The organism is Bosea sp. ANAM02, assembly GCF_011764485.1.
In the GTDB taxonomy this organism is placed as follows: domain Bacteria; phylum Pseudomonadota; class Alphaproteobacteria; order Rhizobiales; family Beijerinckiaceae; genus Allobosea.
In genome coordinates this window covers 1,617,436-1,641,979 of sequence record NZ_AP022848.1, presented here as the reverse complement: position 1 = coordinate 1,641,979, position 24,544 = coordinate 1,617,436, and the positions used below count along the sequence as shown (strand labels likewise).

Genomic DNA, 24,544 nt, shown 5'->3' with positions numbered 1-24,544 from the left:
CACCGATTCCTCTCGTTTCCGAGGCTTCGCGTGGCCCGCTCGTCCCATCTCGCCCGCCGTGAAGGCGGACGCTATTATCTTCAAATTCGCCTCAAAACCTTCAGTTCCGGTACACCCAGTCGCTTAGTGCGGTTTTCACTGGGCACGAGCGACTATGCCACCGCCCGTCACGTCCTGGCGGATCGGATGACATGGCTCCTTCCCTTGCAAACCTCGCAGAGCATGAACCAGCGCTATCAGCACATCCGGGACCAGCTGCATGCCTTCAATGCTCAGGGCCCTGTCAGCGAACGAAACAAGCTCTCCTCGCGCATCATGTTCGAGCATGTCGTCCGTGGCCTGATCGACGAGATGGGAGGCCTGGCGCAGGACGGGCCGTTCAACGCCGCCTGGATGACCTTCTGCCAGGAAAACCTCGTCGCCGAAAAGCGGATTGCGACCGACGACCGGACTGATGCCTATGAGCGGGGCCGGGCCGACGCGATGCGCTCGTTGGGAATCGCCCCTGCCCTGCCGTTCGGGACGCTTAAACCGCATCGCTTTGACCCCACGCGGCCGGACAAAGGCGTGATTCTCGTCGGTCAGGGCAATGGGCGTGACACCGCATCGAGCGATGTCGACGTCATACTGGCGCGACAGCAGGCGTTGACACCAACGCCCGCAGTACATTCAACCGGTCTTTCAAACGTGTCCACGGTGGGGCCGACCGACCACAATGGAGCCGCGTGCGATGTGTTCGTTCAACCACCAGCCGCATCATCCCCGAAAAAGGATGATGTGAAACGCCTCAGCGATTTCCTCGAGGAATATCTCGCCGGGCGACTTCGCGTGAATGGTGATGATCGCGCCAGGAGCGAGATCGGACCGATCGTGACATTCGCCATCGCCCTGATCGGCGACAAGCGCCCCCGGGACTATGATCGCGACGATTTTTCGAAGTTGAACGCGGAAATTCCGCGCATCCCGACGCCCAAGAACATCCCGGCGCATGTCGGCAGAACCCTTTACGCCCGCTATCGCTATGGCATCGACAATCCAGACGCCAAGCTGGTCACCGCCGCCGTCGGAACCATCAAAAAAAACTACCATGCCGGTTTGGATCGGTTCTTCAACTGGCTGCACAAGCAGCGGTTGATCGACGTGGTGCCGGTTCTCGACGAAACCACTCCGCAAAACAGGGCCGCGTTACCGCGAGACAGTTTCGAGGACGACGAGATCCTGAAACTGGTGAGCTTGCCCCTGTTCACCGGCTGCCATAGCCGGAAGCGCTGCTGGACCGAAGGGCGTTATCTCATCCAGGGATCTGTATACTGGCAGTATCTGATCCTCCTGCTGACGGGCATGCGCACTGGCGAGGTGGGTCCATTAAAGGTCGATGATTTGATCGTCTCGCACGGATTTGCCTGTTTCGACCTCAGGCCGTTCGACGCCAGAAAGGGCCGGGTCACACTGGCAGAGTTGAGGACTTTGAAGACGAGCGCATCCGCGCGCGTCGTTCCGATCCATCCGCTCCTCGTCGAGCTCGGTCTGCTCGATCATCGCGACGAGATGGCCAGGCATGGCGTGGCAAGGCTCTTCCCCGACTGCGAGCCATATAAAAAGCCGGACGGGCAGCTCCGTTGGAGCCAGGAGATGACGAAGAGCTGGCAATACGTCAAACGCCGCTTCAACGTCGCCAATCGCCAGGATGTCACGCTCTACAGCACGCGGCACACGATGGCCGACATGATCGACCAGCTGAAGTTATCGGCTCGGACACGGGACCGTGTTCTCGGCCACGCGAACTCCGAAACCTCCGCGGGCAATTATGGTCGCAATGGTTTGCTTTCCGCCGACGAGTTCAAGGAATTCTCTGGTATCACCAGTCCCCTGATCGAGGGCATGCGAGAGATCCTGGTGCCTCGAAAGCAGGATGCAGATGCCGGGAGATTGATCTTGCTCAGGCCAACACGGCCACTCACGCGCGCGCCCGGGAAGAAGAAGGCTGATTAGCCCCGTTGCCGACGGGTCAGGCCCCCCTGACAGCATGAACGCAAAAATGCCCGGGCCGCGTCAAGGCGTCCGGGCATTTGCTTTTCGATCGTTGCGACGGCCTGGGAGCTCCGGTCTACGCTGCAGGAGACTTGAAGTCCTCGCGAAGGCCCTGGCCGAGGGACCGGTACGAGACCTGCGGCCGGTTCTGCGGCTGGGTGACATGGCTGTAGATGATCACCTCGGCAAGCCGCACGAGCCGGTCAGCGTCTCGGGATTTCGGGCGGAAGAAGTAGATCTCCGCCGTGTCCGACCGGCGCATGCTCTTGCTGAAGCGGTAGACGGTCTTTCGCGACAGCGTTTCGGGGTAGATGCCGAGATAGCCGCAGTGGCGCTTGCCATCCAGCGACTGGAGCCAGTCATTGAGCAGCGCGTTGCGCATCAGCTTGTCCAGGCGTTTGTCGAATTCCTCAGCCGGCAGATCATGCGGGAGGCGGACGTTGAGGACCATCTCGCCTATGGACACGGGAGAATTCGGAAGAGGATCATTATGCGGCAGGATATGGGTCAGCGCCCAGGTGTTGTACCCAAGATCGCTGCACGCGTTGCCGTCAGCCGTGATCGTCAGCGCGCCATAGTGCACCTTGCTCATCTCGCGCATCCGGTTCCTGGGATCCGTCTGTGTGGTGACCCCGACTTTGTGGAGGGCTGCCTTGAGCGTTCGCGCGAGCCCGAGCAGGCCGGTCGCTGCGGCATTTGCGTGGTCGCGGCCACATCCCGCGGCGTAGATCGAGATCAGGAAGCCGGGTTGGTAGGCTTTGGTGAAGGCATCAGACGTGAAGGCGTCGTTGGGCAGCGGCTGCAGCGCGACGCCGCCGGGACGCGGCCACTGCGTCGGCAGGTGATGTGTCACCGCGCCGGGCGATCCTTCTGGCAGGAGGCGGCGCGCCGCCGCGAGGAGCGGCTCCTGTGCGACGCTACCGTTGCCGGTCTCAGGCGTGAGCATGGCATTGTTGCTGTGTGTCGTCATTGTCTGGTTTCCGAGTTTCCGTTGTCCGGGGCTTCATGGGGGCATTCCCGATCTTCCCCTCACTCCAGACTTTTTGATCCCTTCGCGGCCGACCGGATAAATCCGATCGACCTCCTCGCGCCCTCCTTTCCGGAGAGCAGGACCTGCTCGGCCCCACGGATATCCGCAGTGACGAGATGCCGTCGGCCGGCCGCTACGGCGAAGCCCATGGCGATGTCCCAGAGTCGCGACAGGGTGCGCGGGCTGTGGCCGGCGGTTACCCGGAACAACTCCTCGTCGGGCTCGGTGAAACTGCAGCCGACGCGCAGGTTCGCCTCGTTGAAGATACTCTTCTGGATGAGGAGCATCTCGGCCTCCTTCGGCTCGACCGAAAACACGATCAGCCGGTCGACGATGCTTTGGGGTAGCGGATCGAGGCTATTGGCCGTCGCGAACCAGAATATGTGATCGGCCCTGATCGGCAGATCGACAAACTCGTCGACGAACCGGGCGGCATTCTCGCGCTCAAGCAGCGAGTGCAGCACATTCTCCGGGGTCTCTCGCGGATTGATCGGGGATGCCTTCTCGATTTCGTCGATCACGATGAGGGGCGAGGCATGACTGCCCTCGATCAGGAGTTTGGCGACCTTGCCGGGACCGGAGGCCTTCCAAACCGGCGTCAGGCCGGAGAATGCCGAACCGCGATCCGTCATCAGATTCATGGCGATGACCTCGGAGAGTACGCCGAGCGCCTCGGCGAGCTTGCGGGCATAGAAGGTCTTCCCCGTTCCGGGAGGCCCAACGACCACGGCCGGATCGAGCCGCAGCGGCGTCCCGGTGGAGGCACTGAGCCCCGCGGCCCTGACGATCCAGGCCGTGACCTCCGCGAAGTGGGGGCAGATCGCGTCGAGGCCGGCGAGGCGCGCGATCATCACCGCGTCGGCAATGACCAGCTTGCGCCAGGGCCCTCGCTCGTCGGCATGCATCCTGGTCCAGAGCCGGATCTGACGGGCCTGACTGGCATCCTCGTCGTTGTTGGCCTCAGCCGGATCTCCGACGAACCCATCGCCGTGCCCGAGACGACGCGCCAGCCGCTCGGCATCGTAGATCGCGATCGCAGGTTCGGTGGGCTCGGGCTTTTGCTGATCGGGGAACTGCCGAGGCTCAGGCTCTCCGCCATCGGGACGCTGATCGCGCAGATGGCCGAGCAATCTCTGGCAGTCCAGATCGCTGAGGGTCGTGACGGCCTCGGCATCGTAGTCGGAAATCTTGGTCATCACGCGCCTCACAGCTCGACGCCGCCGAGGACGGTTACGAAGCGTCCGCCCTGCTTGGCGATGCGGCGTCCGACGCCGAGCGCGATCTCGACCGCGGCACGCATCGGATCGGGATCGGCCGCACGTTCGGAGATGAGCCGCTCCACTTCCATCTTCACGACGACTTCGGCGGAGCTGCGCGCCGGCCAGAGCCCGATCTGGCAGAGGCGTGCATAGGCGAGGATGAGGGCGCCGCGCCTCGCGCCGTACCAGAACGGCGATGGTGGCTCGGCTTGCGACCACGCTTCGACGCTCGCAAACAGCGTCCTCGCCTCGTCGAGCACGAGGGCGAGATCGGGCGGATCGTCGAACCAGTCCTCCAACGCCAGCCCGTGCTCGAGGTGATAGATGCCGGGCGCGTTACCGTCGCCGGCCATCGGCTGCGGCAGAACCGCACCGCTGAAGCGCCGGGAGGCCTCCTCCATCCCGGGCGGAATGCGCGCGCCGATGACGAGGCGCGGATGGCTGTCGGCGAAGGACCGCCGCAGCGCGCGCTCCATCAGCTTCGGATCATGGACTCCGCCGCCGGAGCGATACTGCTCGCCGCGTTCCTTCGCGAGCATGGCCTTGGCGAAGAGGTCCTCGGGCGAGCCCGCTGGCACCAGCAACATCGCGATCTCGCCGGCATGCGACAGGAGCGCGAGCGCATTGCCGATATCAGCGAAGTGCTCCAACGCCGAAGGATCGGCCTCGGCGAGGGTCAGGAAGCGCTGATATTCCCGGGCATGAACCAGCGCCCTCCCGCGCAGGTCGAGGAGCGGCGGGAGCCGCTCGAGCAAAGCGGCGGAGCGCTCGAGTTCGTCCGACATGTCCGGCAGGAGCGTGTCCAGCGCGGCGAGTTCGTCGATGACGGGCACTGCCTCGGCCTCGAAGACGAGGTCGCGCAGGGAGTGTGCGGTGGTGTCGGTCATGGTCTTGAACCTGTTCCTCGGGGTCGGCTCGTCCGCCCCTTCACCGCTCCCCATCGCCATGCAGAAAGGCGCGCCCCGTGGGCGCGCCATCCAGATGTTCCGACGTATCGCCGTTGCGCTGCCGTCAGCCGATCTCGTCGATATTGAGGAACCGATTGCTCTGGCCGGCCACGGTTTCGCCCTGGCCGAACGCGATTTCCCAGAGCGCGCCGAGATGGTCCGGATCGGTATCACGCGTGCGGACGAGATCGCGGGCGGCGGTCTTCGCCGAGACGTCATCGTAGTAGCGTGCCGGCCAGAGCGCGACGCGGATCAGCTTGGCATAGGCCAGGATCAGCCCGCCTTCGATCGCGTTTAGGGTCATGGCATCCGGCTCGGCGATGCCGCGCAGCCCATCGACCAGCGCCAGCACCTGCTGAGCACCGCCGAGCAGTCCGGCGAGATCGGGCGCGTCGGCGAAGTAGGCCTTCAAGCTGTCGGCCTGCTCGAGCGCCCACGCGCGGGGCGCGCCGGGTTCGGTCTCATCCTGCGGTTTCGGCTGGAGAGCGCCGACCCGCCGCGCCATGGTCTCGATCATCTCGGCGACCGCATTGGCGCTGGTCGGCAGCGCCAGATGCGCGGCACGCGGCGGCAGATCGGCGACCGCACGACGCACGAGCGCGATGTCCTCGCCATCGCCATTCCGGCGGGCGTGGCGCAGCAGGTTGCGGCCGAACTGCTCGCGTGCCCAGATGTCGTCCTCCGACCGGGTCGGCAGTAGGAGCAGGGCGAGGTTCGAGGCATTGGTCAGCACCGTCAGCGCGTTGGCGACATCGATCCAGCGCTCGATCTGCCCCTTCTCACGGGCAAGAAGCAGGATGAGGCGCCGGACCTGTTCGGTATGTGCCTGACCCCGGGCCCGAAGCGCGAGCAGGCCGGGCAGCTGGTTGCGGAAGATGGCGAGGCTTTCGGTCTCGCTCGGCGCGTCGGGGACGAGGCGCTCTAGGCCCGCGAGGTCGTCGACGACAGGATGCACGTTCGGGTCGAGGAGGATGGTGCTGAGCAGCTCGTCGCAATGGGCGGTGGTCTTCATGGTGTTTCCTTGGGTTCATGAGGGGTGACGGTGTCGTTCCGTCGTCTTCCTCCTCTCTCCTGGTCCTCGGTCCGCTTCCCGCCGGCCTTGGAATGCGAACAGGCAGCGCCCGCGAAGATGCTGCCTGTCATTGCTGCTCGAAGCGGGGCGTCTGTCGGACGCCCCGGCCAGGTCGGCTTATTCCGTCGCGAAGAGCGCTGCGATGCGTACGCCGAGCCCGAGTGCCACGAGACTCACCTCGTCGAGATGGGCATGAACGCTCCCGGCCTCGATCGCCTCGATGCGACGTGCTGCAATGCCGGTCAGGCGGGCAAGATCATCGATCGTCAAGCCGCGTTCCTCGCGCAATCGCCGCAGGTTGCGGGCGAGGAGCTCGGCAGCCTTCAATTGTTCAGATGGATTCATGTGGGGTTCCCGTCCCGGTTGGATCGGAAGTTCCCTTTTTCTGCGGCCCCTCTCAGGCCGACGGCGTACCGCCGCTCAGCCCTTCGGCTTGCGTCCGGCGCGCAGCGGTTGCGGGGCGGTGTCGCCCCGGCCGGGTTCGGCGAACATCTGCGCGATGGGGACGCCCAGCGTCAGCGCCAGCTTCTCGACGATGCCGATCGAGGGATTCTCGATCTGCCGCTCCAGCCGGCTGACATAGGTCCGGTCGATGCCGCTATCGAGCGCCAGCTTCTCCTGCGACAGGCCACGCTCGACCCGCAGCCGTCTCATGTTCCAGGCAAGGAGTTCGCGCGCATCCACGTCGCGATGTCGACCGCAGCAAGGTCGATTTATCCACGGTAATTAGACCCATTATTAAACCTGACCCGTCTTTCCCGCGACGCAGGCACTCGCGCCTCGCCGGATTCAGCGCCGATTAAATAAGATGCCCATAGGCCCATATTTCGATTGAGCGAACGATGGCGCCTGAGGATACATCCACATGATCCGGCAACTCCTGTCCCGCTTCCTGATATCAGCGAGCCTCTGCGTCGCGGCGACGGCGTCATTGGCCTTTCCGGATGCTGGGTTGCGCTTCCGCGACGACGGGGCCGCGACCCAGGCCAAGACGCTGCAGCAGCGGTTCCGGCAGCTCGGCGGCGAGCGTGGCGTCGATGGGCCGGGCCAGGCGGCTCGCCTGTCGTCCGAGGTCTCGCGCGTGATCGGACTGCTCGACCTGTCGCGCCCGGCGATCCCCAAAGCTGCGAATGTCTGTTCCGAGCTGCTCGGACCCTGGTACTCGGCGGGACCGCCACTGCTCGACAGCAATGCGGCGCAGATCGACGCCCGCACGCGTGCGGCGCGGGGTTTGACCATCGGCTGCTGGAACGCGCTCAACGCGCATCTTCTGGCTAACAAGGACGTCATCGTCACCGGCATGCTCGGCTGGATCGCGACCTGGGCCTCGAAGGAGCCGATCGGCACGGCGCGGGGCTGGTGCACCGGTTACGGCGCGCAGGACGACTGGTGGCCGCTGCGCAGCTTTTATCCCGACGACCTGATCAACGCCGTCATCGCCGGCTGCACCGCGCGCGCTGAGGCCGTGCTGGCCAAGGTGGCCGAAGCTCGAATCCAGACCGCGATCGCGGCGGCCGAGCGCTCCGACCGGACGCTGGAGGCCATGGTCGCGGCCAAATGGCTGCCGATGCCGGATCTGCGCATCGGCGATGCCGCCTTGGCTCGCACGCTGAAGGAGCGTTATGAGGCGGCCGTCCTGCCGATCCGCCGTCAGGTGACCGACGAGATCGTCGAGAAGCTCGAGCAGGCCTATGGCAGCAAGGTCGTCGCCGACAAGCTGATCCGCACGGCCCGCCAGGCCTGCAACGAGGTCTGGTCGAAGACGCTGTTCTCCAGCCAGGACGATGGCATTCGCGCCATCGACACCTCCTGCAAGCGCATGGAAGCCGCCTTCGTTCAGCGCGCCTGCAAGGCTGCGCTCGACAAGGCCGGGATTGAGACGCTCGGTGGGCCGAAGCTGATGGGCGTGCCGCGCGCGAACGGAACGCTGGGGCCGGTCGACCACAACACCATGGTCTGCGCCGCCGCGATCGATGGCTTTGCCGTTACGACTACGTCCTCCTGGTTCGGCTCTCCCTCGATCACCATCGCGCCTGCTCGTGGCGGGCCGTCCGCGACCCTGAAGCTGCGCAAGGCGACCCGCGAGGGCGGTGTCGAGATCTGGGCGATCGGCGACCTCGAAGGCAAGATCCCGCTGACCACCGCCTCGGATCTGGTCGGCTGCCTGGCGACGACCCTCGACCGCAACGATCCGACCCCGGTTGTCCGGAGCCTCGGCTTTGCGACCGGCGCGGTGGTGACGCTCGCCGATCTGATGAGCGGCAGCAGCCTGACCACCTTCGCCTGCCGCGAGGCCAAGCTGCGCTGGCTGGAGGGCGCATCATGATGCGCTCGACCATCCGTTTCATCGCCTTTGGAGCGATATCGCTTTGGATGCTGGCCGGCTCGGTGGTCGCCGAGACGACAGAGCACTATGCCGATCAGGACGGCGCGCTCGGTGCCGCGCGCGGGGCGGCAGCAATGGAGATCCGCGCGGCCCTGGCGGCGAAGACGCGAAGCTGCACGGGCATGGATTTCCAGCCCAGGCGCTGCTCGCTCGCCGACAACGCGGTCAGCGCCGATGTGCATTACGGCTGCGCCGCAGACCGGCGTTTCGCCTTCGTCTCGGTGCGCTGGCAATTCGACCCCACCGGCAATGCGGTCGAAGCGAAGGGACTGGTGTTCGTCGCCGACCGTAACGGCCCGTTCCGCCTGCTCGGAGAGACCGAACTGATCGGCGAGAGCGTCAGCGACGTCATCTTCGAGGCGCAGCGAATCACGTACGCGACGCCCTATCTGCGGCCAGCTGATTCTCGCAGTCAGCCGACCGGCCGCAGGCGCTACGAGGTTCCACTCGGGGCAAACGGCATCGGTCGCACAACGATCCAGCGGACGGGCTTCGACAGGACCGCCTCGGCTCGACCGCCACAGCGAGGCGACGATGCGCTCGAGCTCGTCAAACGGCTCTACGAGGCGGGGGAAGACTATGCCGCGATAATCGGCGGGAGTTCCGCCGCGAACGCCATGCTGTCGCCCGGCCTCGCCAGGCTCGTGCATGAGGCGATGGCGCTGTCGCCGCGCTGCCCGATCTATGACGGCGATCCTCGCCTCGGCGGCGCGCAAGGCGCCGGCGGCCCGACGCGGATGCGTTATGAGTCCGACATCCGTCAGGATTCAACCGATCGACGAACGATCATCGTCACCGCCGGGCAAGCAGAGGCGCCCGATGCCGTCTCGCGCACGCGCGTCGCTCTGATCCGAATACCGGCGGGCTGGCGCATCGACGATCTCGTGGCAGAGGGAATGAATAGCTACAAAGCCACCCTGCGGGCCGCCATCACGCGCTGCCGGAAAAGGGGATGATGAAGCCGCGTGCCAGCAAGACAAATGGGCAGCGCCGTGCCGGCGCCGCCCATCACGATGATCGGGATCGTTCCTCGCCGGTCAGACGATTTCGCTCCAGTCGAAGTTCAACGTGTCGCGGGCGTCGACCGGCAGGGACTTGATCCAGGCGGCATCGGCCGTGACATGCCTGACGGCAGCCTGCATGTGCACGGGGTCACCGACCACGCCGCGCAGGTTGATCAGCGCGACGACCTCGCGCTTCGTCGCGAGGCTCAGCCTGTTGTGGACCGGCCAGATCATGACCTGCACCGCGGCGAGGTACCCGGCGAGGCGCGCACCCTCTGCCGCGACCATCAGCTCGCTGGCATTCTCCGGACCGCGCTGGGCGAGCGCGACCAGCCGATCGCAGGTCTCGAACATCTTGCGGGCGCGCGCCAGCAGCCGGTCGAGATCGGGCGTCGCCCTGGCGAAGCCGGCCCAGGCGGCGAGCTCGGTGTGGGCGAAGGTGGGCGGCCCGCCCCGCAGCGGCAGGCCGGCGACCAGGTCCCAGCGCGCGAGCGGCCAGGTCGAGAGGCCCTGGCTCGAGCCTTGCGGCATGGCGGGGCCTAGTGGCAGCATCAGCTCGGGCACGGCGAAGGCGGCGCGCTTCCAGCGCAGGCGGCGCGCATGCGTCGCATCCAGGCTCGCGACGTAGTCCGGCTCGTGCCGGGGATGCAGCGCACCGGTCTTCTCGGCGAGCGCCAGCTTCGCCTCGGCCTGATCGAGATCATCCGCCGGCCAGGTCGCGACCAGGGCCACGAGAGACAGGCCCATGATCTGCAGGCCAGCGCAGGCGAGTTCGCCCTGCTCGTCTCCGAGCTCACGGGCGAGGCTCACCCGGAACTCCTCGTTCTGGAGGGCCTTGGCGTGGCGCGCCGCAGCCTTCAGGTCGATCGGCTGGCGACGGAAGGCCACCAGTTCGTCGAGGCTCGGATCGTCGCTGCCGGCGATCGCCGTCACCAGCGTGATCGGATCCTGCAGCGCGCCGGTGTCGTACTCGTGCGGGAGTTGCCCGCCCAGCGGGGCGAGCGAGCGCCCGCTGCCCTGGTCATTCCTGGTCATGTCTTCGAACTTTCCGTTGGGGTTACGACCATTTGGCCGCACGTCCCCTCCGTCCCCGGAATCGAACGAGGCGCCGTTCCCGAGCGCCTCGTCGTCGTAATGGTCCGCGTTGTGGTCTCCGCGCCGTCCGTCAGACGATCGGGATCCAGTCCGGCTCGAGCTCCAGCGTCGCCCCGAGCCTGAAGGCCTTGGCGATCCAGTTCGCCTCGGAGACGATGTGCCGGATCGCGGCCTGCTGGTGCAGCGGATCGCGGCGGCAGGCGCGCTCATTGACCAGTTCGACCAGCCTGAGCTTGGCCTGCGCATCCGCCGAGTAGCGCATCGCCGGCCAGATCGCGGCGCGTGCCGTCGCGAGATAGGCCAGGATGCGGGCGCCCTCCGCCCCGCGCCGCAGCTCGGGCGCGTCTTCGGTGCGGCCTTCCGCCAGCACATCGAGCCGGTCTGCGATCGCGATCATCCGCGCGAAGCGATCGACGCAATCCGAGATCGTCGGATAGGCGTCGGTGAAGGCGGCCCAGCGCGCGACCTGCCCGCCGTCGAGCGAGGCGTCGCCGCCCGCCAGAGGCACCGTGTAGACCAAATCGAGGCGCGAGAGCGGCCAGCGGGCGAGACCGCGGTCATCCGCTGACGGCGGCGGCGGAGCCGGCGGTACGATCAGCTCGCCGACCGCGAAGGCGGCGCGGTGCAGCCTGATGCGGGCAGCATCTTCGACAGAGAGCATCGCCGCCATCCCGTAGTCGGTCTCGCCGCTGCGCAGGCGCGTCTCATGGGCGAGCGTCCGCTTGGCATCGGACTCCGCGACCGTATCGACCGGCCAGATCGCGACCATGGCGGTGCAGCTCAACGCCACGATCCTGAGCCCGATCCTGCCCAGCCGCACCTCATTGGTCTGGTCGAGGCTGTAAGGCAGACGGTCCGCCTCGTCTTCGCAGCGCTTCGCCTCGCGGGCGAACAGCGCGAGATCCGGCCGGCTGTCGCGGAAGGCGACGAGCTCGCCGAGCGAGGGATCGTCGCCGATCGCATCCGTGATCGCGGCCAGCGGATCGCGAATCTGGCCCAGAGGCCCACCGCCTCCATCCTGTCCATCGCTGGCCAGCGGCGCGAGGCCGCGATCCTGATTGTCCTTGGTCATCTCGGGTACCTGCTCATTGGGGTTACAGCCATCTCGGCTGCGCTTCCCCTCCGATCCCCAGACTCGAAGAAGGCGCCGTCGCCGGCGCCTTCTTCGTCATCACCAGTGTCCTGCGGTCGGACTCAGGCGGCGAGCCTAAAGAATTGGCTGCGCTCGGACAGCCAGCGCTCGATCGTATCGAGAAGCGCATGGCGGGCAACATCCTCGATCGGCACCGTCTGCCGCAGCATCGCGACCTCGGCGAATGCCTTCGGCAGGGTGAGCCAGGGCACATCGGATTCCGTCATGAGCCGATCGCGAAGCCAGGCCTGGCCCTTCTGCCAGGCGGGCGGCGACAGAGACTGCGGCGCCTCCATCAATGTGATCCGGTTGGCGAAGGCCTTCAGACGCTCGTCGCCAAGATCCGCCGCGATCGTCGGCCGATCGCTCCAGGGCGAGGCATGCCAGCGGGCGCAGGCGCGGGCATCCGCGTTTGACAGCAAGCCGCCCGAATAGAGTGTCGCCTCGGGATGGGGCGACGGTTCGCGATCTGCGAAGCGGTTCGCCATCGCTGTGGCGAGGTTCGCCCGGAAGACTGCATGCTCGCGGATGCGGGCGGCGCGCTCGTGGTAGAGCGCAAGATCGCGCTGATCCTCTGCCAGGGCGTGGCAGCCCTGCTCATAGCCTACCAGGATCGACTGGGCGTTAGTCTTGACCGTCCGGATCGGCCGGACACCGCGCTGCGAGAACAGCGTGATGAGATCCTCAGTAGGCAGGTCGACATAATCTGCCGGATCGACCGTGAGATCGACCGCCGCCCAGGACGTCGCGATGGTCGGGTGCGGCGTCACGCCGATGACCGGCGTCAGCCGCGACTGGCCGCCGAGCAGCAGGACGTCCCGGCTGGCGAGCATCCGACTCGCTATACCCTTGTCGGCGAGGCCGAGCATCGTTGCGACGGTGGTCGGCGCGACCTCGCGCAAATGGCGCAACAAGGCTAGCGTCGCCTTTGTGTCGGCCATCGCATCATGTGCTTCGTCTTCCGAGAGCGCGATGCCGTTGGCCCGGCAGACATCCCCAAGCCGGAAGCTCGGCTTGCCCGTCGCTCCCAGAGGGATGGTGATGGCGCCGGGCTCGAGCATCGCCACCGCCCGCACCATCGTCAGCAGGTCGGCGCGGCGATGGCCGTTCAGCGAGGTCGCGTAAGGCGGCAGCAGATGCGTGAAGAACGCGTGACGCAGGATCTCCTCGTCATAGCGCAGCGTGTTGTAGCCGATGATGGTCGCCGGCGCCCAGGCGTCCAACGCCCGCGCGATGATGCCGAGCATCTCGATCGAGGAGAGCGGCGTCTGCTCCAACTGCTCGGGTCGGATGCCTGTGGTCAGCAGAGCTCCCGGCGCCGGTACGATATGGGCCGGCAGACGGCAGCGTAGCGAGAGCTCGCCCAAGGGCTTTAGCTCGGCATCGGTGTGGATCAGCGCCGACTGCAGCGGCACGTTCCATTGCGGTTCGAGACCCGAGGTCTCGAGATCGTAGATCACGAAGGACATGGGGCCAGTCCTCAATGCCGGCTCGGCGAGCCGCCGGGCTCGACCGCGACCTTGTTCAAACTGATGCCGAGCTCGCGCGCATCCTGCTGCATCTCCGCCTCGACCATCCACGAGGTCCGCGTCCGGCGGATCTCCTCTTCGTCGAACGCCATCGCCTCGTAGGCCATGATCTTGGCCTCGAGGTGCCCGGTCTCGCGGGCGGGCGCTTCCGCCAGCAGGAAGGCGAAGAGCCGCGCCGTCGAGCGCGCTCCCTCGGCCAACTGCAGCGCGGTCATACCGCCAAGCTCCACGAAAGACGCCTCAGCCTGCTGCTCGAGCAGCAGCGCATGCGCCATCGCTTCCTGCCAAAGCCAGTAGAACCGCTCCGGCTGATCCGTCGTCATCCGGTAGCTGCGCGCATACCGCGCCAGATGCTCCGCGCTCGGACGCGCTTCATCCCGGGCGGTGTCGTCGCCCGTGTTCATCGTCTTCATCCCAATATCCGTTCGGGCTGGTATGACCCGGAACGGCTCGTCGGCTCAGATTCGCGGGGGTTCCCGAAATCGGGTTCCACTCAGCCTGCCTCTACCAAACATCGCATGAAGCAGCTTCGCCCAAGGCGCAAATCTGGCCCCTAGCCGACTTCTAGAACTTCTGCTTTCGGGCAATTCAATGTGCGCCGCGCCGCAACGAAAAAGGCCGGCCAAAAACGGACGTCCGAAGCTTCTGGTTTTAGATCACTTCAGTTTTGAGATTAGCTGCGCAGCCGCATAAGCGCCGCGTCGTCCGTCGCGCCTCCAAGCCTGTCCGGCCCCGTGGCATCGCTTAGAGCGCGCGTATCGCCTCGATGCTGGGGGCATTTTTATGCTCCGCTCTCGTCGTCTAGGGCGTCGATTGGAGCAACCAGTGTGAACACCAGGCCTTCCGGCCTGTACTCAACGCTGCCCGTGCCACGGAAATAGCTCGCCAACACTCGCTCGATCATGCGTGAGCCGAAGCCCTTCCGGGTCGGTTCTTCGACCTTCGGTCCGCCGGCTTCCGTCCAAGTGAAGCGAAATTCGTCGTCAACCGACCATTCCACGCGGACGCGGCCGTCTGCGCGGAGCGCGCCATACTTGACCGAATTCGTCGCCATCTCATGCAGGGCCAGGGCTAAAGCGACGGCGCATTTCGAAGAGATATCTCGCGGCGGCCCGACGATATCAAACCTGTCCAGACCGTGTGGCGCGACTGCGCGTTCGACGACGCCGCGGATCGGACCGCGCGCCCAGGCTGACGGCATCAGCAGATCCTGGGCTTCGGCAAGAACGCGGAGCCGGTCGTTGAAGGCCTCGCGGGCGGCTAAAGGGATGTCATCACCGCGCAGCGTCTGGCCGGCGATCGCCTGGATCATCGCGATCGTGTTCTTCATCCGGTGCTTCAGTTCCTGCGCGAGCAGCAGCAAGCGATCTTCGGCGGCCTTCAACTCGGTGATATCGCGGGACACGGAGAGGATCCGCTCAGGATTGCCATCGGGGCCGATAATCGGAGAGACCTTCACATCCCAATATCGGGGATTGCCGGCCGCGGTGTTCGCTGCACCCTGGAAGCGATAGCTTCGACCGGCCTGAGCCTCAGCGATCGCGTGCCTGGCTTCGGCGTTCCCGGCATCGGCCCAGAAGTCCGGCCACGGGCAACCCGAAAGCGCGTTGAAGTCGCTGACCTCCATCACGCGCTGGCCGCCCTCGCTCATGAAGGTCAGCTTGCCGTCAAGATCGAGGACCTTGATGCAATCGTCGGACGCAGCAAGGAGACTGCGCAGGAAAGGGGCTTCGCGTTCGGCGGAGTTCATTCTGCTCTGTAATCTGAGTTAGCGTCGCATCCATAAGGATGTACGGCCTGTTTGACGAATCAGCGATTGAACTCGGCGAGGCCGAGAGAGTTGCCATCTCGCTACAGCAATATGCTGCTGCGTCACGCAGCAAATGACATGCCCACCGCAATTGCCTTGCGCTATGAGGCACGTAAGGAGATCAACGACACATGTCCGCCGAGACCGAGCACGACCGGATCGAGAGTGAGATCGAGAAGGTGGGCAAGTCGCGGACCCCTTCGCATCTGCGGTTCGCGCGACGCGGATGCCGATGCTGATCACGGACCCTAACCAGCCCGACAATCCGATCGTATTCGCCAACGATTCCTTCACGCGTTTGACCGGCTACACGCGCGAGGAAGTTTTAGGCCGGAACTGTCGGTTCCTCCAAGGACCGGAGACTGATCCAGAGGACGTCGCCAAGCTGCGGGACGCCATTGCACGCCGTTCGCAGATTGAGATGGACATTATCAATCATCGGAAGGATGGCTCGCGCTTCTACAATCGCGTGCTGATCTCGCCAGTCTTCGACGACGACGGTCACCTGACGTATTTCTTCGCTTCGCAGTTCGACGTCACGCTGGAGCGCGACCGCTTGGTGCGGCTTCAGCGCGAGCATGACAAGCTGGAGAAGGAGGTCGAACGCCGCACCCGGGAGCTCAGGCTTTCCGAGGAACGCCTGAAGTTCACGATCCAGGCCGCCCGCCTCGGCTCATGGACGCTCGACCTCACCGATATGCGGCTGACCTGCTCGGACATCTGCAAGCGCAATTTCGGGCGCGAGCCTAATGAGCCTTTCACCTATCAGGACCTCATTGCGACGATCCTGCCGGGAGAGCGTCCGCGCATGCAGCAATCGGTCAAGGACGCGATTGAGAACCATCACGACTACGAGCACGAGTACAGGATCGAGACGCCCTCCGGCGAGACCCGCTGGATCATGGCACGCGCACGGCCCTATTACTCCGCGGAGGGCAAGCCGCTCAGCATGGCCGGTGTCACCCTCGACATCACCGAAAGTCGCCGCAACGAGGAGCAGCGGCTGCTGCTCACCGCCGAGTTGAAGCATCGCGTCAAGAACTCGATGGCGACCATTCAGTCCATCGCGACGCAGACTTTGCGTAACGCGGGCTCGCTCAAGGAGGCGACGGAGGTCCTCACAGCCCGCATGCAGTCGCTGGCATCGGCTCACGATCTGCTCACCCGTGAGGAATGGCAGAGCGCGACCATTGCAGAGGTCGTCGCGAGTGCTACGGAATCCTTCGACGTCCCTGGCGCTAGGCCCTTCCGGGTCGGCGGTCCAGCTATCAGCCTGCCGCCGCGCGCCGCCATGGCGATGGTGCTGGCCTTGCACGAACTGTCGACCAACGCGGCGAAGTACGGCGCGTTGTCGGTGCCAGACGGGCATGTCGTCATCGATTGGCACGTCGCTGATCACGCCGGCTCGAAGGTGATCGAGTTCCGCTGGCAAGAGGTTGGCGGGCCTGTGGTCGCGAGCAAGCCCAGCCGCCGCGGCTTCGGCACCCGGCTCATCGAGAAGGTGCTGACGGCTGAACTGAAGGGCAAGGGCGCGCTACGCTACCTGCCTTCAGGCGTCGTCTTCACTCTCGAAGCGCCGCTCCCTGATCAGGACAAGATCAGCGGCACGCCGGACGACGAGGAGCTCTTCCGGCGCAATATCAGCACATCCTTCGACTAACCGATGCGCGACAGCGCCTGGTGCATCTGGCGCTCGGAATATGGCTTGGTCAGGAAAGTTACATCGTCTGGCAACTCACCCGGTTGCAACTTGTGGTGACCCGACACGACGATAATCAGGATCGGCGGCCATCGATCGCGCACAGCATTGGCCAGCTTGACCCCATCCATGCTGCCGGGCATCTGGACGTCGGTGATGACGACACGGATATCTTCGCGGCCCTCCAAGATGGCGACCGCCTCGTCCGCGTTGGCCGCCTCCAGAACCTCGAACCCCGCGCTTTCGACGATATCCACCGCGTGGATCATCAGCAAAGGCTCGTCTTCTACGGTCAACGCGATTGGTTTGCTCACTCACGTGGTCCGTTCGGAAGCTGCTGCTCTGGGTCCGTCTCCGGCTCTTCGCCGTCGTAACCGCTGAATTCGAGTTTCGCCCGATAGATCGCGGCGCCTCTGTCGTCGTCTATCTCGACGGCTAAATGAGCCTTGCGTTTTCCAGGGATATGATCACGGGCCATCTCAGTCATTGCGATCTGTGCATCACGGCGGGCGGCCGATGCGTCGGAGAATTCCATCGGCTCTCCCCCGTCGGGCCCTTCGCCGACATCCATGCGTACATTATAGGTAGGCATCGTGTTCCTCTCCGACCCCATGATGCCGAACGGCAGGAGAGGTGGACTGTTCCCGGAATATCCCTTTCTTTTTTGAGATGAAGGACCTGCTGGCTGTCGCGCAGCGAATCTCTCTCTTCATCTCGAACCGGCCAGACTGCAGCGCGGCTTCTGAAGCAGGGACTGATGAGCCTGATCATGCGCTTCCCGCTGCTGCCTCGGCATCGGCTAAGGCCCTGTATCACCTTCGCATCGCCGAGCATGAAGCATAGCAACGGGGACCGTAAGCAGACGCTGATACGACGAGATAACGCGGGCGCGATGCCCCAAAGGCAATGGAACCTGTTCCAAACCTAGTCGTTATGCCCGTCGACGCCGTCATGGAGCGGCTAGCTCAGTCGACAGGGAATATTCCGATGGGCAGCACCATGGACAAGATCAAGGGTTTGGCCAATGAGGCCGCCGGCAATGTCAAGCAGGCTGCCGGCAAGGCGCTGGACAAGCCGAGCCTTCAGGCCGAGGGCATCGCTCAGGAGCGCAGGGGCGAGGCACAGCAGGCTCTCGGCAAAGGCAAGGAAGCGGTGAAGAAGGTCGTCGACAAGGCTTGATCATCAGCGATTGGACGCAAAGCGAGCTACCGAAAGGTAGCTCGCTTTTTTGTGTCGCCACTGCGCACGACAGGCGGCCGATGGCCGCTACGCTTGATCGGCGTCCGTCTTGTTGACCCGCGGGTCAGGTGCTGAGGACGAAGCTGTACCCAGCAGCGACAGCAACGTGTGCTCGGCATAGGGTTTGACAAGAATTGACGCCTGATCATCCTTGCCGACCGTCGAGGCGTCACCGGTCGCGAAGACAACGACGACCTGCGGCCGCAGCTCTCGCGCTCTCGCCGCGAGCTCCGTTCCCGACGCTCCCGGGAGGTTGATGTCGGTCACGAGGATGTCGACCGGAGCAGTCTGGAGCGCCGCCATCGCTTCTTCCGCGCTCCCTGCATCGACGACGATAAACCCACCATCCTCCAGTATTTCAGCGGTGTTCATCCGAATCAGCGCGTCGTCCTCGACCAGCAGCACGGTACGTCGTGCATCGGCAACGGTCGGCGCCGGCACCGCAGCGCTCTCCTGAGGGCGTTGGTGCGCCGCGGCGGCGTTACGTTGCTGCTGGTTTGCAAGCACATGCCTGAACTTCCGCGCCAGCGCTTCGCGCGTGTACGGCTTCGAAAGCAGCTCGACGCCCGTATCGAGCTTTCCCCCATGGACGATCGAGTTCTCGGTGTAGCCCGAGGTGAACAGCACCGCGATGTTCGGAAGGCGCTCGCGCGCCTTTCGCGCCAGCTCGGGGCTCTTCAACGAGCCGGGCATCACCACATCCGTGAAGAGTATGTCGATGGGAATGCCGCTCTCGATCACATTCAGCGCGCTCGCGGCATCGACGGCCTTGAGGACGCGGTAGCCCAGATCGGCCAGCAGCTCGACGACAGTCGCGCGGACCTCCTCGTCGTCCTCGACCACCAGCACCGTCTCGGTTCCGCCCGCCACGGGTCCAGTATCGACCGCGACCTCTACATCCTCGCTCTCCAACGCGCGGGGTAGATAGAGTTTGATCGTCGTGCCATGCCCAACCTCGGAATAGATCTTCACATGGCCGCCCGACTGTTTGACGAAGCCATAGACCATGGAGAGGCCGAGGCCCGAACCCTTGCCCTCGCCCTTCGTCGAGAAGAACGGCTCGAACACCTTGTCGATGATCTCGGGCGCCATGCCGCTGCCCGTGTCGGAGACGGCGAGCATGACATACTGCCCTGCCGTGACCTCGTCGTGGGCGCGGACATAGGCATCGTCCAGCATGGTGTTGGCGAGTTCGATGGTTAGCTTGCCCTGGCCCTCCATCGCGTCACGGGCATTGATTGCGAGATTGAGCAAGGCGTTCTCGATCTGGGCGGGGTCGATGAACGTGTTCCACAAGCCGCCGCCGACCACGGTCTCGATCTCGATCGCCTCGCCGAGCGCGCGGCGCAGCATATCGTCCATGCCGCGCACGAAGCGGCTGACATTGACGACCTTGGGTTCGAGCGCCTGGCGGCGGCCGAAGGCGAGAAGCTGCGAGGCGAGCTTGGAACCGCGGGAAACGCCGGCCATCGCGTTGGTGACGCGTCGCTCGGCGCGCTCGTTGCCGGCGATGTCCTTGGCGAGAAGCTGCAGGTTGCCAGCCACGACCTGAAGCAAGTTGTTGAAGTCGTGCGCGACGCCACCTGTCAGTTTGCCGACCGTCTCCATCTTCTGAGCTTGCGCGAGCTTTGCCTCAGCCTGCCGCCGCTCGTCGATCTCTGCGATGACGCGCGCCTCCAGCGTATCGTAGAGCTGTCGCAGCTGCGCCTCGGCCCGCTCGCGATGCCGGACCTGCCGGGAGAGATCCTCGGCCTGCGCGCGAAGGGCTGCTTCGGCGGCCCGCTGGTGCGTGATGTCGGTATGGACGCCGACCCATTCGACGATCTCGCCGGTCGTATCGAGCATGGGCAAGGCCCGGATGGTGAAGTTGCGCCAGCTGCCATTTCTGTGGCGCACGCGGTGCTCGTGAACGTACATGCTCTTCGCCGCGACCGCTGCGTTCCAGCTTTCGACGGATCCGGACCGGTCATCTGGGTGCACTGCCTCCGCCCAACCGAAGCCCTGGTACTCCTCATAGGCCTGACCGGTGAGCGCGGCCCAGCCCGGCTGCTCGCCCTCCATCCGGCCATCGGGACTGTTGGTCCACAATACCCCGTGCACGGCATCCATCGCCGTCCGAAACCGGCTGTTTCTCCGGGCGAGCGCAGCTTCGCGCAGGGCGCGCTCCTGCACATCGATTCCTAGTACGTATACGCCAGGGATCGAACCGTTCGGCTCGACGCGCGGCACATAGCGAACCTCGAGCCTCCGGGTTACGCCGTCGCGGTGCGGCATCGTCGTTTCAGCGGTGAAGCGCTCACCCGCAAGCCCACGGTCGAGATCAGCTCGGCGATCCTGATAAGGGGTATCGCCGATGACGTCCCTGACGTGCCGCCCGATCATGCCCGCCGGCGACATCCCAAACCAGGTTTCATAGGCGATGTTCGCGAAGCGATAGACATGCTCCCGGTCGACATAGGAGACCAGCATCGGCAGCGCGTCCGTGACTCTAAGCAGTTCTGTTTCGCTGACGGCGACGCGCCGTTCTGCCTCGACCCGTGCGCTGTTGTCGACGATCGTGCACATGACGCCGCCGACGCCGCCATCGGCTTCGTAGACCGGCGTATAGAAGAGGTCGAGATAGAGCGTTTTGGCGCCGTCCGGCCTGTCGAATTCGATGGGCTGGTCGCGATAGGACATGGTTTCGCCGCGCAGGCCGGCTTCCAGAATTGGGCGGTTCCAATCCCAGACCTCAGGAAACGCCGTCGCAACCGGGCTGCCGAGAGCCGAAGGATGACGTTGCCCGGCAATCGTCCTGTAGGCATCGTTGTAGAGCATGATGTGATCGGGCCCCCACATCAGCACCTTCGCCACCGGGGAGTTCACGATATTGGCGATTGTGGCTCGCATTTCGACAGGCCAGGTGTCGACGGCGCCGAGGCTGGTCGTCGCCCAGTCCCGCTCGCGGATCAACGCACCACATTCTCCCCCCGCCACCGGCCACGCCGAGCGTTCCTTCGACGTCCAAGGGCGAGGCTTATCCCGGAGGGCTTTCAAGGCTGCGCGGACGACCGCGCTTGTATCGGCATAATCGCCTGAGGCCACTTGCTCGGATATGAAATCGTCGAGCTCGGGCGTAAGGGAAATGTCGCGCATTTTGACCGGTCATCATGGGGCGGGCATCGGCTGCCGGTTGGCTCATGTCAACAGTTTCTCATTCGGCATCCGTGTGACTGGAACGGCCCTCTGGGTCGCGCGATCCGATCAGTCCACAGCCACCTCTTCAGTGATGACCTCGAAACGGTTCAGCACATGCGGGCCGAAGGTATGGACCATCGGGATGTCGGCTGCGTCGCGCCCTCGCGCCACGAGGATTCGACCGATGCGCGGCACGTTGTGGCGCGCATCGAAAGTCCACCACGTACCGCCGAGATAAGCCTCGAACCAGGCGTTGTAATCCATGGGCGCCGGATCCGGTGGAACCCCGATATCGCCGAGGAAGCCGTTGCAATAGCGCGCCGGAATGTTCATCGCCCGGCATAATGCGATGGCCAGATGCGTGAAGTCGCGGCAGACGCCGACGCGCTCGCTCATAGCCTGGGCGGCTGTTCTCGTGTTGCGCGCGCACTGATAGTCGAAGCGAATCTGCGCGTTCACGTAATTGCAGATCTGCTGAACCCTGTTCCAGCCCGGCGCGAAACTCCCGAACAGATTCCAGGCCGTGGCCGACAGCTCGTCGACCTCGCAATAGCGGCTCGGTAGCATGTATTCGATCACGTCAAAAGGCAGATCGGCGGGCCATATCTCCGCCGCCGCCTGATCGAACTGATCGGGCATGCCGGAATCGCGCACGACCATGTCGTTGGTGAGGATCGCGCCGCCTGCGGGAATGACGAGCCTGCGGCAGAGATTGCCGAAGCCGTCCGTGTATTCCTGCACGGGCACATCGCTTCCGTCGACGAGAGAGGCGGCCCGCGCGTGGGGGCCGGTCACGAAATCCGGCTGTCGGCTCGGATGCGGGTCGAGCAGCAAGATGCCCGGAGTAGCCTGGATCGTACCGATCTCGATCCGGTAGCCGACGCGAATGTCCATGGATGTCCTCTCACCTGAACGGGTGAGACCGCAACACAAGGCCACAGAGCCGAGTTCCGGGCGACTATGCGGAGATTTTAGACACCTTCGCGCGCTTGGCTTTGAGCGGCGGCAACGCGAGAGCCATGGCCTGGTCTTGTGCCTCCTTCGCAAGCCGAAGGCCCCTCAGACGGGCTGTGTTCTCGGCGCGCTGTTGGATGATGCTGTCCATCTCCGATGTCATCCGACCTCTCGTCAGCGACTCGGTCTGAAGTTTAAGGAATTGATTATCGGCCGTCATGCGCTGCTTGGAGTGTTGAAGCATGCCGCTTCTCCTTGCGTTGTCGTCGAGCACTGGATGTTCAGCGCGAGTAGGCTGAAAGCAAAAAAGGCCGAGCATCAGCCCGGCCTTTCCGATGGCTATGGTCAAAGCGCCAGTACATCCGTGGTCGCCGTTGACGCATCGCCTGATTACGCAGCCTGGAGCTGCTCCGCAGTCATCTTCCCGGACTTGTTGTCGCGAGCGACCTCAAACCCGATCTTCTGGCCTTCGCGGAGATCCCGCATGCCAGCCCGCTCGACGGCGGAGACATGGACGAACACGTCCTGACCGCCATCGTCGGGCTAAATGTCCGTACGGGCTGGCAGGTCGCTTGCTTGCGTCCCTATTTCGCTCAGCTTCGAACGTCCGGTTCTTGGCACAGTCTCAATGTCAGAAATTGTGAAGGGTCTCAGATGCGGGCCCTTGCGCAGCATTGATGGCGCGGCTCTTGGGCCCGCGTCTGAGAACCTCCAGTGGAGGAAGCTGCGGCCCGAGGCCGTGGGCTATGGGGATTTCGCTGAGCGGCGTGGTCTGCGGGAGCGCGCGAGGCGCGTAACGGCGGCGCGATGCTCCGACCTTGATGCCCGGGAGCCCGCGCTTGGCTGCCCATCGGACGTATCCGGGCCCACCGCGATCTCCATTTCCGCGACTGGGGCGAACAGGATCGCCCGCTCTCTGGCCGAGATCGGCGGCGCTTCCTCGGGGTGTCGTCCCGGCGCCATCGTCATGAGGTGTCGATTCTGACGGCGAGGATGGTGCGCGGCGCTGTGCCCGGTGCGAAGCGCTCGACGAGGATCATGCGGCCACCGCAGCACGGGCAAGGAGGCCTCCGCTCATCGACCGGATCGGATTGTTCGGCCGAGATCTCTGCTCCACGATCTGCCGTCATGGCGTCCGGTGTTGGCGCCGCGATGATCTGCCTGATGCGGGCGATGGTGCCGGCGCGCCGGCTCGAGGCGAGCAATCCATAATGCCGGATGCGGTGGAATCCGTCGGGCAGGACGTGGAGCAGGAAGCGGCGGATGAACTCGAAGGCCGTCAGCGTCATGGTCTTGCGCCAGGTCTCGCCGGCGGAGCGGGCGCGATAATCCTTCCAGCGGAACGTGACCCCGTGCCGATCCATGGCAATGATGCGGCTGTTGGCGATGGCGACGCGGTGGGTGTAGCGGGCGAGATAGGCCAGCACGGCCTCAGGTCCGCCGAAGGGGCGCTTGGCATAGACGACCCAGTCGGCTCGTCGCAGCGGCGCCAGCACGGTGGCGAAGGCCTCGGCTTCGGCCAGATGGGCGAGATCGCCATGGAAGGCGAGCCGCCCGGAAGCATTGAGAGCGGTGAGCCCTTCGAGGAAGAGCCTGCGGAACAGCCGCGAGAGCACGCGCACGGGCAGGAAGAAGCCAGGCCGGCACGGGATCCAGCGAGCGCTGTCAGGCGACAATCCGCCTCCGGGTGCGATGATGTGGAGATGGGGATGATGGGTCATCGCCGATCCCCAGGTGTGCAGCACCGAGGTGAAGCCGATGCGGGTACCGAGATGCCGGGGATCGCTCGCGATGGTGGCGAGCGTCTCGGCTGCTGCCTTGAACAGAAGGCCGTAGACGGCGGCCTTGTTTTGGAAGGCGATGGCCGCGACCGGTGCCGGCAGGGTGAAGACGAGATGATAGTAGGGCACGGGCAGCAGGTCGGCCTGCCGGTCCGCGAGCCAGTCCTTCGCCGCCGCGCCCTGGCATCGTGGGCAGTGCCGGTTGCGGCAGGAGTTATAGGCGATCGTCGCGTGATCGCAGTCGCCGCAGGCCATGACATGGCCGCCGAGCGCAGCCGTCCGGCAGGCCCGGATTGCACCGATCACCTTGAGCTGGCCACGGCTGAGCCGATGGCGCGCGAGGAAGGCGTCGCCATGTCGGTTCAGGATGTCCGCGACCTCCAGCGAAGGCCGCGCCAT

22 protein-coding genes and 1 pseudogene are annotated in these 24,544 nt (G+C 64.9%); 5 read left to right on the top strand and 18 right to left on the bottom strand.

Going from position 1 to position 24,544, the window contains the following annotated elements; translation table 11 throughout:
• The first annotated feature begins 30 nt into the window (after positions 1-30).
• Positions 31-1,992 (top strand): site-specific integrase, encoded by a 1,962-nt coding sequence (locus tag OCUBac02_RS07865; protein WP_173044722.1) that lies wholly within the window; start codon positions 31-33, stop codon positions 1,990-1,992.
• 115 nt (positions 1,993-2,107) lie between these two features.
• On the opposite strand, the gene OCUBac02_RS07860 is transcribed toward OCUBac02_RS07865, so the two are convergent.
• From OCUBac02_RS07860 to OCUBac02_RS07835, 6 genes are all read right to left on the bottom strand, one after another.
• Positions 2,108-2,977, bottom strand: coding sequence for a hypothetical protein (locus OCUBac02_RS07860; RefSeq protein ID WP_173044720.1), 870 nt, complete (start codon positions 2,975-2,977; stop codon positions 2,108-2,110).
• Positions 2,978-3,060: 83 nt separating this feature from the next.
• Positions 3,061-4,257: an AAA family ATPase gene (locus OCUBac02_RS07855; protein WP_173044718.1), complete on the bottom strand. Its 1,197-nt coding sequence runs from the start codon at positions 4,255-4,257 to the stop codon at positions 3,061-3,063.
• A gap of 8 nt (positions 4,258-4,265) precedes the next feature.
• Positions 4,266-5,207 carry a hypothetical protein gene (locus tag OCUBac02_RS07850; protein ID WP_173044716.1) on the bottom strand — a complete coding sequence of 314 codons (942 nt, stop codon included), beginning with the start codon at positions 5,205-5,207 and terminating at the stop codon, positions 4,266-4,268.
• 124 nt (positions 5,208-5,331) lie between these two features.
• A complete protein-coding gene (locus tag OCUBac02_RS07845; protein WP_173044714.1) occupies positions 5,332-6,279 on the bottom strand; it encodes a hypothetical protein in 948 nt (315 codons plus the stop codon).
• A 177-nt stretch (positions 6,280-6,456) separates the two neighbouring features.
• On the bottom strand, positions 6,457-6,684 hold the full coding sequence (locus OCUBac02_RS07840) for a helix-turn-helix domain-containing protein (protein WP_173044712.1): 228 nt from the start codon (positions 6,682-6,684) through the stop codon (positions 6,457-6,459).
• A 75-nt stretch (positions 6,685-6,759) separates the two neighbouring features.
• A complete protein-coding gene (locus OCUBac02_RS07835; protein ID WP_348521651.1) occupies positions 6,760-6,993 on the bottom strand; it encodes a helix-turn-helix domain-containing protein in 234 nt (77 codons plus the stop codon).
• Positions 6,994-7,204: 211 nt separating this feature from the next.
• On the opposite strand from OCUBac02_RS07835, the gene OCUBac02_RS07830 reads away from it, so the two are divergent.
• Both OCUBac02_RS07830 and OCUBac02_RS07825 read left to right on the top strand, forming a co-directional pair.
• A complete protein-coding gene (locus OCUBac02_RS07830; protein ID WP_173044708.1) occupies positions 7,205-8,665 on the top strand; it encodes a hypothetical protein in 1,461 nt (486 codons plus the stop codon).
• The gene (locus OCUBac02_RS07825; protein ID WP_173044707.1) at positions 8,662-9,681 is read left to right on the top strand and encodes a hypothetical protein; all 1,020 of its coding nucleotides are present in this window, start codon (positions 8,662-8,664) and stop codon (positions 9,679-9,681) included. Before OCUBac02_RS07830 ends, OCUBac02_RS07825 begins: the two co-directional genes overlap by 4 nt.
• Before the next feature lie 81 nt (positions 9,682-9,762).
• Here OCUBac02_RS07825 and OCUBac02_RS07820 read toward each other — a convergent pair whose 3' ends face one another.
• The 5 genes from OCUBac02_RS07820 to OCUBac02_RS07800 form a co-directional block, all read right to left on the bottom strand.
• Entirely contained in the window at positions 9,763-10,764 is a 1,002-nt protein-coding gene (locus OCUBac02_RS07820) for a hypothetical protein (protein ID WP_173044705.1), read from the bottom strand.
• A gap of 130 nt (positions 10,765-10,894) precedes the next feature.
• Positions 10,895-11,896 carry a hypothetical protein gene (locus tag OCUBac02_RS07815; RefSeq protein ID WP_173044703.1) on the bottom strand — a complete coding sequence of 334 codons (1,002 nt, stop codon included), beginning with the start codon at positions 11,894-11,896 and terminating at the stop codon, positions 10,895-10,897.
• A gap of 122 nt (positions 11,897-12,018) precedes the next feature.
• Positions 12,019-13,425: an exonuclease domain-containing protein gene (locus OCUBac02_RS07810; RefSeq protein WP_173044701.1), complete on the bottom strand. Its 1,407-nt coding sequence runs from the start codon at positions 13,423-13,425 to the stop codon at positions 12,019-12,021.
• An 11-nt stretch (positions 13,426-13,436) separates the two neighbouring features.
• Positions 13,437-13,889 carry a hypothetical protein gene (locus OCUBac02_RS07805; RefSeq protein WP_173044699.1) on the bottom strand — a complete coding sequence of 151 codons (453 nt, stop codon included), beginning with the start codon at positions 13,887-13,889 and terminating at the stop codon, positions 13,437-13,439.
• A gap of 377 nt (positions 13,890-14,266) precedes the next feature.
• Positions 14,267-15,235 (bottom strand): sensor histidine kinase, encoded by a 969-nt coding sequence (locus OCUBac02_RS07800; protein WP_173044697.1) that lies wholly within the window; start codon positions 15,233-15,235, stop codon positions 14,267-14,269.
• A 286-nt stretch (positions 15,236-15,521) separates the two neighbouring features.
• Between OCUBac02_RS07800 and OCUBac02_RS07795 the strand changes: the two genes are divergently transcribed.
• Positions 15,522-16,955, top strand: a complete 1,434-nt coding sequence (locus OCUBac02_RS07795; protein ID WP_210256120.1) for a PAS domain-containing protein — start codon at positions 15,522-15,524, stop codon at positions 16,953-16,955.
• Here OCUBac02_RS07795 and OCUBac02_RS07790 read toward each other — a convergent pair.
• Both OCUBac02_RS07790 and OCUBac02_RS07785 read right to left on the bottom strand, forming a co-directional pair.
• On the bottom strand, positions 16,952-17,308 hold the full coding sequence (locus OCUBac02_RS07790; protein ID WP_173044695.1) for a response regulator: 357 nt from the start codon (positions 17,306-17,308) through the stop codon (positions 16,952-16,954). The genes OCUBac02_RS07795 and OCUBac02_RS07790 overlap by 4 nt on opposite strands.
• Complete coding sequence (locus OCUBac02_RS07785) at positions 17,305-17,586, bottom strand: DUF6894 family protein (RefSeq protein ID WP_173044693.1); 282 nt, start codon at positions 17,584-17,586, stop codon at positions 17,305-17,307. The genes OCUBac02_RS07790 and OCUBac02_RS07785 overlap by 4 nt, the downstream gene beginning before the upstream one ends.
• 395 nt (positions 17,587-17,981) lie before the next feature.
• Here OCUBac02_RS07785 and OCUBac02_RS07780 point away from each other — a divergent pair, with 395 nt between their 5' ends.
• Positions 17,982-18,173 carry a CsbD family protein gene (locus tag OCUBac02_RS07780; RefSeq protein ID WP_173044691.1) on the top strand — a complete coding sequence of 64 codons (192 nt, stop codon included), beginning with the start codon at positions 17,982-17,984 and terminating at the stop codon, positions 18,171-18,173.
• An 87-nt stretch (positions 18,174-18,260) separates the two neighbouring features.
• On the opposite strand, the gene OCUBac02_RS07775 is transcribed toward OCUBac02_RS07780, so the two are convergent.
• The 5 genes and pseudogenes from OCUBac02_RS07775 to OCUBac02_RS07755 form a co-directional block, all read right to left on the bottom strand.
• On the bottom strand, positions 18,261-21,368 hold the full coding sequence (locus OCUBac02_RS07775) for a hybrid sensor histidine kinase/response regulator (protein WP_173044689.1): 3,108 nt from the start codon (positions 21,366-21,368) through the stop codon (positions 18,261-18,263).
• 108 nt (positions 21,369-21,476) lie between these two features.
• On the bottom strand, positions 21,477-22,244 hold the full coding sequence (locus OCUBac02_RS07770) for a transglutaminase-like domain-containing protein (RefSeq protein ID WP_348521650.1): 768 nt from the start codon (positions 22,242-22,244) through the stop codon (positions 21,477-21,479).
• Positions 22,245-22,368: 124 nt separating this feature from the next.
• A complete protein-coding gene (locus OCUBac02_RS07765; protein ID WP_173044685.1) occupies positions 22,369-22,713 on the bottom strand; it encodes a hypothetical protein in 345 nt (114 codons plus the stop codon).
• A gap of 41 nt (positions 22,714-22,754) precedes the next feature.
• Positions 22,755-22,907, bottom strand: a pseudogene (locus tag OCUBac02_RS07760) (cold-shock protein); the annotation flags it as partial.
• Between the two features lie 422 nt (positions 22,908-23,329).
• Positions 23,330-24,544, bottom strand: a complete 1,215-nt coding sequence (locus OCUBac02_RS07755) for an IS91 family transposase (RefSeq protein WP_173043472.1) — start codon at positions 24,542-24,544, stop codon at positions 23,330-23,332.

Bases quoted from the DNA above. Each gene is read 5' to 3' on its own strand.
- OCUBac02_RS07845 (WP_173044714.1), bottom strand. From the start codon at position 6,279: ATGAAGACCACCGCCCATTGCGACGAGCTGCTCAGCACCATCCTCCTC.
- OCUBac02_RS07810 (WP_173044701.1), bottom strand. From the start codon at position 13,425: ATGTCCTTCGTGATCTACGATCTCGAGACCTCGGGTCTCGAACCGCAA.
- OCUBac02_RS07830 (WP_173044708.1), top strand. From the start codon at position 7,205: ATGATCCGGCAACTCCTGTCCCGCTTCCTGATATCAGCGAGCCTCTGC.
- OCUBac02_RS07780 (WP_173044691.1), top strand. From the start codon at position 17,982: ATGGGCAGCACCATGGACAAGATCAAGGGTTTGGCCAATGAGGCCGCC.
- OCUBac02_RS07820 (WP_173044705.1), bottom strand. From the start codon at position 10,764: ATGACCAGGAATGACCAGGGCAGCGGGCGCTCGCTCGCCCCGCTGGGC.
- OCUBac02_RS07775 (WP_173044689.1), bottom strand. From the start codon at position 21,368: ATGCGCGACATTTCCCTTACGCCCGAGCTCGACGATTTCATATCCGAG.
- OCUBac02_RS07860 (WP_173044720.1), bottom strand. From the start codon at position 2,977: ATGCTCACGCCTGAGACCGGCAACGGTAGCGTCGCACAGGAGCCGCTC.
- OCUBac02_RS07800 (WP_173044697.1), bottom strand. From the start codon at position 15,235: ATGAACTCCGCCGAACGCGAAGCCCCTTTCCTGCGCAGTCTCCTTGCT.
- OCUBac02_RS07825 (WP_173044707.1), top strand. From the start codon at position 8,662: ATGATGCGCTCGACCATCCGTTTCATCGCCTTTGGAGCGATATCGCTT.
- OCUBac02_RS07855 (WP_173044718.1), bottom strand. From the start codon at position 4,257: ATGACCAAGATTTCCGACTACGATGCCGAGGCCGTCACGACCCTCAGC.
- OCUBac02_RS07805 (WP_173044699.1), bottom strand. From the start codon at position 13,889: ATGAACACGGGCGACGACACCGCCCGGGATGAAGCGCGTCCGAGCGCG.
- OCUBac02_RS07815 (WP_173044703.1), bottom strand. From the start codon at position 11,896: ATGACCAAGGACAATCAGGATCGCGGCCTCGCGCCGCTGGCCAGCGAT.
- OCUBac02_RS07850 (WP_173044716.1), bottom strand. From the start codon at position 5,207: ATGACCGACACCACCGCACACTCCCTGCGCGACCTCGTCTTCGAGGCC.
- OCUBac02_RS07785 (WP_173044693.1), bottom strand. From the start codon at position 17,586: ATGCCTACCTATAATGTACGCATGGATGTCGGCGAAGGGCCCGACGGG.
- OCUBac02_RS07840 (WP_173044712.1), bottom strand. From the start codon at position 6,684: ATGAATCCATCTGAACAATTGAAGGCTGCCGAGCTCCTCGCCCGCAAC.
- OCUBac02_RS07795 (WP_210256120.1), top strand. From the start codon at position 15,522: ATGCCGATGCTGATCACGGACCCTAACCAGCCCGACAATCCGATCGTA.
- OCUBac02_RS07755 (WP_173043472.1), bottom strand. From the start codon at position 24,544: ATGGCGCGGCCTTCGCTGGAGGTCGCGGACATCCTGAACCGACATGGC.
- OCUBac02_RS07835 (WP_348521651.1), bottom strand. From the start codon at position 6,993: ATGAGACGGCTGCGGGTCGAGCGTGGCCTGTCGCAGGAGAAGCTGGCG.